The sequence below is a fragment of the Novosphingobium sp. 11B genome, assembly GCF_054589055.1.
The window spans coordinates 35,583-46,309 of the sequence record NZ_BAAILP010000272.1 but is presented as its reverse complement, the minus strand read 5'-3'; the positions used below and the strand labels follow the sequence as shown (position 1 = coordinate 46,309).

Here is a 10,727-nt window from a genome sequence, read left to right as displayed (position 1 = left end):
GGGGGCAGTCCACCCCCTCCACCACCTGCTACGCAGGCGGTCCCCCTCCCCATCGCTGTGCGACGGGGAGGATTTGGCTCAACTCAATGCCCGTCGGCAGCGCAGACCGCGATGCTGGTCAGGTTCAGGATGCCGCGCGCGGTGACCCCCGGCGTCAGCACGTGGATCGGCTGCGACAGGCCCAGCAGCATCGGGCCGACGGTCGGCGAACTGGACGAGGCCGAGAGCGCCGTCAGCGTGATGTTCGCCGCATCGAGGTTCGGCATGACGAGCAGGTTCGCCGCGCCCTCGAAGCCCGAATCCGGCACCAGCTTCTCGCGCAGCGCCTGGCTGAGCGCGGCGTCGGCGTGCATTTCGCCGTCCACGCGCAGTTCCGGCGCGACCTTGCGCACCAGCTGCGCCGCCGAGCGCATCTTGCGCGCGCTGGGGCTGTTCGACGAACCGAAGTTCGAGTGCGACAGCAGCGCCACCTTCGGATCGAGGCCGAAGCGGCGCACCGCGTCCGCCGCCAGCACGGTCATCTCGGCGATCTGCTCAGGCGTCGGATCGGGCACCATGTGGGTGTCGGTCAGGAACAGCACGCCCGCATCGAGGATCAGGCCCGACAGCGCATAGACGCGCTTCACGTCGGGCGCGCGGTCGATAATGCGCAACACGTGCTCGATCTGGCCCCAGTACTCCGAGTTGCCGCCGACCAGCGCCGCATCGACCTTGCCGGTGCGCAGCAGCATCGCGGCGGTCACGGTCGGGCGGCGGTAGGTGTGGCGCAGCACTTCGGCGGTCGGCACGCCCTTGCGGCTGGCGATCGCGCCATAGGCCGCGACCAGTTCGCCCATCAGTTCGTGGTCGGTCTCGGGATCGACGAGATCGACGTGCTCGCCAAGGCGGAACGACAGGCCGAGTTCGGGCAGCTTCTGCTCCAGAATCCGGCGGCGACCCACCAGCGTCGGGCGCACCATGCCTTCGTCGAGCGCATCCTGCACCGCGCGCAGCACGCGTTCGTCCTCGCCCTCGCCGTAAGCGACGCGCTTCATCGCCCCGCGCGCGGCCTGGTAGACCGGCAGCATGAGCTGGCCCGAGCGGGTGTTCATGTTCGCCAGCGACCGCTTGTACTCGGCGATGTCGAGCGTCTTGGTCGCGACGCCCGAATCCATCGCCGCCTTGGCGACGGCGCCGGCGATCTCGACGATCAGGCGCGGGTCGAACGGGGTGGGGATGATGTACTCGGGGCCGAACACCAGCTTGCGGCCGCCGTAGGCCTGCGCGACGCTGTCATGCGCGGGCATGCGCGCCAGACCGGCGATGGCCTCGGCGGCGGCGGCCTTCATCGCCTCGTTGATCTGCGTCGCGCCTGCGTCCAGCGCGCCGCGGAAGATGTAGGGGAAGCACAGGACGTTGTTGACCTGGTTCGGATAGTCCGAACGGCCCGTGGCGATGATCGCATCGGGACGCACTTCGCGGGCGGCCTCAGGCCGGATTTCCGGCTCGGGGTTGGCGAGCGCGAAGATCAGCGGCTTGTCGCCCAGCAGCGGCAGCCATTCCGGCTTGAGCACGCCCGGCGCCGAGAGGCCGAGGAACACGGTGGCGCCCGGCAACACGTCGGGCAGCGAACGCGCGTTGGTGTCGCGGGCATAGCGCGCCATGTTGGGCAACATGCCCTCGCGGCCGGAATGGATCACGCCGTCCTTGTCGGTCAGCGTCACGTTCTCGATCGGCAGGCCCATCGAGACGAGCAGATCGACGCAGGCCAGCGCCGCCGCGCCCGCGCCCGAGGTGACCAGCTTGGCATCGGCCAGCGTGCGGCCCTGCAGCACCAGCGCATTGCGCACGGCGGCGGCGACGACGATCGCGGTGCCGTGCTGGTCGTCATGGAACACCGGGATGTTCATGCGCTTCTTCAGCTCGGCCTCGATGTAGAAGCACTCGGGCGCCTTGATGTCCTCAAGGTTGATGCCGCCGAAGGTCGGCTCCAGCAGTGCCACCGCCTCGATGAACTTGTCGGCGTCGGTGGTGTCGACCTCGATGTCGAACACGTCGATGTCGGCGAACTTCTTGAACAGGACGGCCTTGCCTTCCATCACCGGCTTCGAGGCCAGCGCGCCGATCGCGCCAAGGCCGAGCACGGCGGTGCCGTTCGAGATCACCGCGACGAGGTTGCCGCGCGCGGTATAGTCCAGCGCCTTGGCGGGATCTTCGGCGATTTCCATGCAGGGCACGGCGACGCCGGGCGAATAGGCCAGCGCGAGGTCGCGCTGGTTCACCATGCGCTTGGTCGGTTCGATGGTCAGCTTGCCGGGCCGAGGCAGGCGGTGGTAATCAAGTGCGGCGCGGCGCAGCGTCTCGTCCATGTGTTCGTCCCGTGGTCAGTGGCCAAAGTCAGCGTGCGATCCCATCGTCGAGGCGATAGGATTCGCTGCTCCCACAACACGGTTCGGGCGCGCCTGTCGAGTGCCTAAGGCGCAAAATCGGGACGATCGACACACTTCGTCATGCCCAGCGGGCACGGACGGCCCTCGCACACCGGCTCGGTGGGGTGGTGCGCAAGGACCGTCCGCGATCCCGGCTCTCACCGGGACCAAGGGGTTAACGGGCGGGCTGTTCGCCGCCGACCGGGGTGGTTTCCTCCAGGCCGCCGCCCAGCGAGCGATATAGCTCCACCAGATTGCTGGCCTGCGTCAGCCGCGTGGTGACCAGCGCCTGCTCGGCCCCGTAGGCGGTGCGCTGCGCGTCGAGCGTGGTCAGGAACGAATCCACGCCCGAACGGAACCGCGCGTCGGACAGCTTCGCCGCCACGCCCGCAGCCTCGGCGCGCGTGGTCTGCGCACGGATCTGATCACCGATGCGACCACGCTGGGCAAGCGCGTCGGAGACTTCCTTGAACGCAGTCTGGACCGCCTTCTCGTAAGTCGCGACGGCCACCTTCTGCGAGGCCTTGGCATATTCGAGATTGCCCGAGCGGCGGCCGAAGTCGAACAGCGGCAGCGAGGCGCTGGGCGAGCCGGTGTAAGTGTAGCTGCCGTCCTTGAACAGGCCGCCGAGCGCGGTGCTCAGCGTGCCGAGCGTGCCGGTCAGCGAGATCGTCGGGAAGAACGCCGCGCGCGCGGCGCCGATGTTCGCGTTCTCGGCGATCAGCTGGTGTTCGGCCTGCAGCACGTCGGGGCGGCGCAGCAGGACTTCGGAGGACACGTCACCCGGCAGTGCGTCACGGGTCATCGGCTCGGTGCCGAAGCCGGTGGGCAGCTGTTCCGCCGCGACGGTGGTGCCGACCAGCAGGTTGAGCGCGTTCTGATCCCGCGCCACGCTGGTTTCCAGCGCGGCGATGTCGTTGACGGCACTCTGGTAGCTGGTCTCCGCCTGACGCACTTCCAGTTCCGAGCCGGTGCCGATGCGGAACTGCGCGCGGGTGAGGTCCAGCGTCTTCTCGAACGCCTTCGCCGTCTCACGCGAGAGGCGCAGCTGCTCGCTGTCCGAGGCCATCGTCAGCCAGGCATTGGCGATCTCGGCGATGAGGCTGATGCGTGTCGAACGCTGGGCTTCCTCGCTGGCGAAGTACTGCTCCTGCGCGGCGCGCGACAGGTTGCGGACACGGCCGAACAGGTCGAGCTCGAAAGCCGAAAGACCCACGGTCGCCTGATAGATCTCGATGTCCGAGCTGCCACCCGTACCACCGGCCGCGCCCGCGCCCATCAGGTTGTTGGTGTAAGTCGCGGTGCCGGTGGCATTGACCGTGGGCAACCGGTCGGCGCGCTGGACGCGGTACTGCGCCCGCGCCTGCTGGACGTTGCCCGCCGCGATCCGCAGATCTCGGTTGTTGGCAAGGCCCGCCTCGATGACCTGCCGCAGCCTGTCGTCGAGGAAGAAGTCCCGCCAGCCGATGCGCGATACGTCCTGCGCATCGGTCGGGGCGGCCGGATAGACGCCGCCTTGCGGCAGCGCCACCGGGACGGCGCCCGCCGGTCGCTCGTACTTGGGGGCAAGGTTGCACCCGGCGAGCAGCGTGGTGCCGGCGAGCAGGATGAGGATCGACTTTTTCATGTTCAGCTTTCCTGCGGTGCCGCGCCGTGGGCGCCGTCAGCGTGAGGCTCATCGTCGGTGTTCGTCGGCTTGCGGTCGGTCTGCCCGTGCTTGAACAGGCGAGCGACGACCACGAAGAACATCGGCACGAAGAAGATCGCGAAGATCGTGGCGGAGAGCATGCCGCCCACCACCGCACGGCCGATGGCGTTCTGGCCGCCCGCACCCGCGCCGGTCGAGACTGCCAGCGGCAGCACGCCGAAGACGAAGGCCAGCGAGGTCATCAGGATCGGACGAAGACGCAGCCTTGCCGCTTCCATCGCCGCGTCGAAGGCGTTCATGCCGGACTGTACGCGCTCCTCCGCGAACTCGACGATGAGGATCGCGTTCTTGGCCGAGACGCCGATCGTGGTGATCAGGCCGACCTGCAGGTAGATGTCGTTGCCGAGCCCCGTAAGCCAGGCGGCGAACAGCGCGCCGACGACGCCCAGCGGCACCACCAGCATGACCGCGATCGGCACCGACCAGCTCTCGTACAGAGCCGCAAGGCACAGGAATACGATCGCCAGCGACAATGCATAGAGCATCGGCGCCTGACCGCCCGAAAGGCGCTCCTCGTAGGACAGGCCGGTCCATTCGATGCCGGTGCCTGCGGGCAGCTTCTGCTGCATCTCCTCGATCGCCTGCATCGCGCCGCCGGTGCTCAGGCCCTGGCCCGGCGCGCCCTGAAGCTGCATGGCGGGACGGCCATTGTAGCGCGTGAGAATCACCGGCGCCTTCTTCCACGACAGCTCGGAGAAAGCACTGAACGGCGCCATCTGGCCGCTGGTGCCTCGTACGTAGAGGTTCGAAAGAGCCTCTGGCGAAGAGCGATACTGCTGGTCCGCCTGGATATAGACGCGCTTGGTACGGCCACGGTCGAGGAAGTCGTTGACGTAGGAACCACCCCAGGCGGTGCCGATCTCGGAATTGATCGCGGCAAGGTCAAGGCCAAGCGCAGCCGCCTTGTCCTGGTCGATCTTGACGTCGAGCTGCGCCGCATCGTCGAGGCTGACCGGACGGACCTGCGCCACGCGCTTGTCCTGCGACGCCATGCCGAGCAGCTGGTTGCGCGCTGCCAGCAGCTTGTCGTGACCCATGTTGGTCTCGTCGACCAGCCACATGTCGAAGCCGGTGGCGTTGCCCAGTTCCTGCACCGCAGGCGGGGTCAGCGCGAAGATCATCGCGTCACGGTACTTGGAGAAAGCCCCCATCGCGCGCCCGACGATCGCCGGTGCGCGGTTCTCCGCCCCGCCTCTATCCTTCCAGTCACGCAGCATCACGAAGGCCATGCCTGCATTCTGGCCCTGACCGGAGAAGGAGAAACCGTTGATCGTGAACACCGATACGACGTTCGCCTTCTCATCCTCGAGGAAGTGCTTGTTGACGAGATCGAGGCCCTTCTGCGTGCGCGGCAGGGTTCCGCCCGAAGGCCCCTGGACGAGCGCGATGACCACGCCCTGGTCCTCGTCCGGCAGGAAGCCGCCGGGCAGGCGCGTGAACAGGAACACCATGCAGCCCACGATCAGCAGGTAGACGAGGCCAGAGCGCTTCCAACCATTGGCGGTGCGACGTACGCCGCCCCGGTACTTCTCGGTGCCGCGGTCGAACTTGTCGTTGAACCAGCGGAAGAAGCGCGCCAGCAGCCCCTTGCCCTGATGCTCGTCGTTCCGGTGCGGCTTGAGGATGGTGGCGCAAAGCGCCGGCGTCAGGATCAACGCGACCATGACCGAGAGCGCCATCGACGAGACGATGGTGATCGAAAACTGACGATAGATCACGCCAGTCGATCCGCCGAAGAACGCCATCGGCAGGAACACCGCCGACAGCACCATGCCGATGCCGACCAGCGCGCCGCTGATTTCGTCCATCGACTTGCGCGCCGCCTGCTTGGGGGAAAGATGCTCTTCCTGGATCAGTCGCTCGACGTTCTCGACGACGACGATAGCGTCATCGACCAGCAGGCCGATGGCGAGCACCATGCCGAAGAGGGTCAAGGTGTTGATCGAGTAGCCGAGCACCGACATCACGCCGAAGGTGCCGAGCAGCACCACCGGCACCGCGATCGTCGGGATCAGCGTCGCGCGCCAGTTCTGCAGGAACAGGAACATGACGAGGAACACGAGCACCACCGCCTCGACGAGGGTGTGCACCACCTGCTCGATCGACAGCCGCACGAACGGCGTCGAGTCGTAGGGGAAGGCCACCTTCACATCCGACGGGAAGTTCTTGGCGATCTTCTGCACTTCGGCCTTGACCGCATCGACGGTGTCGAGCGCGTTGGCGCCGGAGGCGAGGCGAACGCCGAAGCCCGATGCGGGCTTGCCATTGAACTGGGTATCGAAACCGTAGAGCTCCGCGCCGAGTTCGACGCGGGCGACGTCGCGCAGGCGCACGGTCGCGCCGCCCTGGGTCGAGCGCAGGCGGATGTTGCCGAATTCCTCGGGCGTCTGCAGGCGCGACTGAACCGAGACGGTAGCGTTGAGCATCTGCTCCTTGGGCGCCGGCAGAGCGCCGATCTGACCCGCCGAAACTTGCGCATTCTGGGCGGAGATCGCGGTGGTGACATCGGCGATGGTCAGGTCGTAGCTGCGCAGCTTGAGCGGATCGACCCAGATGCGCATGGCGTACTGGGTGCCGAAGATCTGCAGTTCACCCACGCCGTTGATGCGGCTGACCGGGTCCTGCACCTGGCTGACGAGGTAGTCGGCAAGGTCGGTGGCTGAGTGGCTGCCGTCCTCGGAATAGATGGCGGTGACGAGCAGGAAGCTCGCTGCCGACTTCTGCACCTGCACGCCCTGGCGCTGCACTTCCTGCGGCAGCAGCGGCGTGGCGGCCTGCAGCTTGTTCTGGACCTGCACCTGCGCGATGTCGGGATCGGTGCCCTGCTCGAAGGTCAGGGTGATCGTCACCGTGCCCGCCGAGGAGGACGCGGCCGAGAAGTAGCGCAGGTTGTCGATGCCCTTGAGCTGCTGCTCGATGATCTGCGTCGTCGTACGCTCGAGCGTCTCGGCATCGGCGCCGGGATAAGTCGCGGAGATCGAGACCGTGGGCGGTGCGATCTCGGGGAACTGGGCCACGGGCAAGCTGCGGATGGCGATGATGCCCGCCATCATCAGAACGATGGCGATGACCCATGCGAAGATGGGCCTGTCGATGAAATAGCGTGACATGGCGGCTTACTGCCCCTTGTTGGCAGGAGCGGCGGGCTGCCCACCAGCGGGCTTGCCGCCCTGCTGGGCCTGCCCTTGGGGTGCGACCGGCTTCACCGGCACGCCCGGACGCAGCATCTGCGCGCCGTCGACGACGACCTTGTCACCCGCCTTGAGACCGGAAGTGACCAGCCAGTTGTCGCCGACGGTACGCGGGGCGGTGATCGGACGCATCTCCAGCTTGTTCTGCGCACCGATGACGAGGACGGTGGGATTGCCCTTCTCGTCACGCGACACGGCGACTTGTGGGACCAGCAGGCCATTCGCCTTGGTCGCCTGCGCGAACTCTGCGCGCACGTACATGCCGGGGAGCAGCAAGCCCTTGGGGTTGGGGAACTGCGCGCGGATGATCTGGCTGCCGGTCGTCGGATCTACGGTCACGTCGGTGAACTTGAGCACGCCTTCCTGCGGGTAGGTGCTGCCGTCTTCCAGCTTCAGCTTCACCGCGACATTGCCGCTGGCGCTCGTCAGGTCTCCGGCGAGAAGCTGCTGACGCAGGCGCAGGACGTCGGCGCTGGACTGCTGGATGTCGACGAAGATCGGATCGAGCCGCTGGATCGTGGTCAGCGCATCGGTCTGCGAGGCCGAGACGAGCGCACCTGTGGTGTAAGTCGAGCGACCGATCCGGCCGGAAATCGGCGCACGGATGGTCGTGCGCGCAAGGTCGATCTCGGCGGAACGCAAAAGCGCCTGCTGCGCCGAAACGTCCGCGCGCGCCTGCTGCGCGGTGGTCACCGCGTTCTCGTAGTCCTGCCGCGAGATCGCGTTGATCTTGACCAGTTCACCATAGCGGCGGGCTAGCGCCTCGCTCGATGCGATCGCTGCGCGCGAGCGGGCCAGCGCCGCACGCGCATTCGCCGCTGCCGCTTCATAGGGCGCACCGTCGATGCGATAGAGCGGCTGACCGGCCCTCACCTGGTCGCCCTCGGTGAACAGCCGCGCAACGATCAGGCCATTGACCTGCGGGCGCACATCCGAACTCTCGTAAGCGCTGGTACGCGCCGGCAGTTCATTGCTGAGCGTGACGGACTGCTCGCGCACGGTGACCACGCCGACCTCGGGCGGTCCTGCCGGAGGCTGCTCCTGTCCTCCTCCACAGGCGGAGAGAATCAGCACTAGGGCCGGAGCGATCTTTTTCATGGAGTTAATCCGCCAAGAGGGTTAAAGCGTGAGTGAGCGTTCACTCATGATTCGCGCGACTGGTATTGCGTCGCAGCATAAAAAGCAAGCCGGACAGGGAAATGACCAACGAGACTGCACTGGATCGCCCCCGAGCCGCCAAGTCGGCCGCACGTCGAAAACACCTTCTCGACACCGCGCGTAACCTTTTTGTCGACCAAGGGTTCCATCAGACCGGAATGGCGCAGATCGCGGCCGCCTCGGGCATCGCCGTAGGGCAAATCTACCGCGACTTCGCGAACAAGGAGGCGATCATCGCCGCCATCTGCGAAACGGAGATTACGGCTTGGCTCGATGAAGAGACGCTGAGCGCCGCCGTTGCAGCCAATGATCGCGATGCCATTCTCGCATGGATCGAGCGCGTCGGGTTCGAGGAGCCGGACTGCGACGACCGCCGGCTCATGTGCGAACTGCTTGCCGAAGCAGGCCGCAACCCGGCGATCAACCAGATGCACACCAAGGTCGACATGCGGCTTCGCGACAGTCTTGGCGCAGCACTGGGGTCGCTGGCACCTGCTGCAACGGCGCAGCGCCATGCTACCGTGGCGGACTTCATGATCGCCATGTCGTGGGGCATGGTCGCGCTGCGCGAACTCTCGCCCGACAGCGATCACGAGACGCTGCATGCCCGCCTTTCCGCACTGCTCAGGCAGGAGGTTGCCGCGCTGGAAGACTGATCCGCCGGCCTTTGCGAATATTGCGGCGCACAATCGTTTGCGACAGCAGAATACTGCTCTTTTGATGCGCTGGACATTGTTTCGTGGTTGTATCATCCTGTCTTCAATGTCGGCCGAACGGCCGCTTGAGAGGACGGGATGTGATGATCGAGAACAGTGAAGTCGATTCAGGTGAAAAGGCCATGATCCTGCTGCAAAGCCTGATCTGCTATCTGCGTGAAAAGAACGTGCTGTCGCGTGCCGACATCGAGGAACTGCGCGACCGGGTCGAGGCGCGAATCGCTACCGGCGAAAAGAACCTGCCCTGCACCGCCGCGATGGCCGCCGCCGCCGCGACCGAAATGCGCGAACTCGACGATTACTGTGGCAAGACTTACGGCGGCAAGCATCGTCGCCGGGTGAACTGACCACCCTCATCGTAAAGGGCTGTGACGGGCAGTAACCTTCCCTCTCAGGCTGCGCGCCGCTCGCGCCGCACGCTCGTCTCGTAGAGGGCAAAGAGGTCGGCGAAGTGATCGTCGCTGGTGCGGGCGGCTTGCGGGTAATGCTCGCGCTCAAACAGCACCTCGACGATGGCGCGCGCCGCTGCAGCCGGGTCGCAGGCGGTGTACGTGAGGCCGCCGCCGTTCGCGGCATGGTCGACCGCGCCGCCCTCGTCCGGGACCACGATCGGCACGCCGCTGGCGCGGGCTTCGGCGGCGACCATGCAGAAAGTCTCCGCCTCGCTGCCGTGAACGAGCGCGTCGGCGCTGGCGATGACCCGGGCGAAAGTGTCCGGATTGCGCTCGGGCTCGAAGAGGCGGACGTGCGGATTGCCGGCTATGTGTTTGAGCACGGTGCGCTGCTCGCGCCCCTCGCCGAACAGCACGAAGCCGACCGGCCGGTCGCGCGAGACCGAGGCCACCGCGTCCAGCACCAGGGGCCAGCGCTTTTCCGCCGCCAGTCGGCCGACGCCCAGCAGCAGGCGCGCGTCTTCGGGCAGGTCGCAGGCGGCCAGCAACTGCGCGCGCAGGGCCGGATCGCGGTTCTGCGGGGAGAAGCGGCCGGGCTGCACGCCCATCGGCACCGTCACCGTATTGGCGACGCCCCCGTCCGCCAGCCGCCGCGTCAGGCTGGAATTGGCGCAGACGACATGGTCGAAGCTGCGGCTGTGGCGGCGCAAGTGGTCCCAATAGACCGAAAACTGCCAGTCGATCGTTCGCCGCGCAAACACCTGTCCGAACCAGCGGTAGGCATAGGCGGAAAGCGGATCGGCATGCATGATCATGCTGCGCGGCGCATCGCCCGCCCAGTCGGCGACGAGACGCGCGCTGCGCCAGGGTGAGGCGGCCTCGACGAAGTCCGGCTGCAGTTCGTCGAGCGCGGCGTGAAGCTGTGGCGCCGAGGCGAAGTACCAGTACTTGCGGTCGAGCGGGAAGCGCGGGTTCTTCAGGGTGATGATGCGGGCATTGGGGCCGCGCTCGATCACCGCGTCCTCGTCCCCCGGTGCGAGGATGATGATCTCGTGGCCCAGCGCCGCGCCGATGCGCAGCTTCTGCTCCACATAGGTGCGCACGCCGCCGCCCTTGGGCGTGTAGAAGGCGCAGACGTCCACGATCCTCATGCT

Annotated in this window: 7 protein-coding genes; 2 read left to right on the top strand and 5 right to left on the bottom strand. The window is 66.7% G+C overall.

The annotated features are described in order from the left end of the window. Positions 1 to 83: 83 nt before the first annotated feature. From ACYPYD_RS23235 to ACYPYD_RS23220, 4 genes are all read right to left on the bottom strand, one after another. Positions 84 to 2,348: an NADP-dependent malic enzyme gene (locus tag ACYPYD_RS23235; RefSeq protein WP_008832097.1), complete on the bottom strand. Its 2,265-nt coding sequence runs from the start codon at positions 2,346 to 2,348 to the stop codon at positions 84 to 86. Between the two features lie 235 nt (positions 2,349 to 2,583). Then, positions 2,584 to 4,035 (bottom strand): efflux transporter outer membrane subunit, encoded by a 1,452-nt coding sequence (locus ACYPYD_RS23230; RefSeq protein WP_008832096.1) that lies wholly within the window; start codon positions 4,033 to 4,035, stop codon positions 2,584 to 2,586. Between the two features lie 2 nt (positions 4,036 to 4,037). Further along, on the bottom strand, positions 4,038 to 7,226 hold the full coding sequence (locus tag ACYPYD_RS23225; RefSeq protein WP_036526138.1) for an efflux RND transporter permease subunit: 3,189 nt from the start codon (positions 7,224 to 7,226) through the stop codon (positions 4,038 to 4,040). Positions 7,227 to 7,232: 6 nt separating this feature from the next. Next, positions 7,233 to 8,405 carry an efflux RND transporter periplasmic adaptor subunit gene (locus ACYPYD_RS23220; protein WP_211149691.1) on the bottom strand — a complete coding sequence of 391 codons (1,173 nt, stop codon included), beginning with the start codon at positions 8,403 to 8,405 and terminating at the stop codon, positions 7,233 to 7,235. Positions 8,406 to 8,506: 101 nt separating this feature from the next. Here ACYPYD_RS23220 and ACYPYD_RS23215 point away from each other — a divergent pair, with 101 nt between their 5' ends. Then, entirely contained in the window at positions 8,507 to 9,121 is a 615-nt protein-coding gene (locus ACYPYD_RS23215; RefSeq protein ID WP_008828720.1) for a TetR/AcrR family transcriptional regulator, read from the top strand. Positions 9,122 to 9,264: 143 nt separating this feature from the next. After that, positions 9,265 to 9,528 carry a hypothetical protein gene (locus tag ACYPYD_RS23210; protein WP_008828719.1) on the top strand — a complete coding sequence of 88 codons (264 nt, stop codon included), beginning with the start codon at positions 9,265 to 9,267 and terminating at the stop codon, positions 9,526 to 9,528. A 44-nt stretch (positions 9,529 to 9,572) separates the two neighbouring features. Here ACYPYD_RS23210 and ACYPYD_RS23205 read toward each other — a convergent pair whose 3' ends face one another. Further along, entirely contained in the window at positions 9,573 to 10,724 is a 1,152-nt protein-coding gene (locus tag ACYPYD_RS23205) for a glycosyltransferase (protein WP_459665790.1), read from the bottom strand. Positions 10,725 to 10,727: the final 3 nt, after the last annotated feature.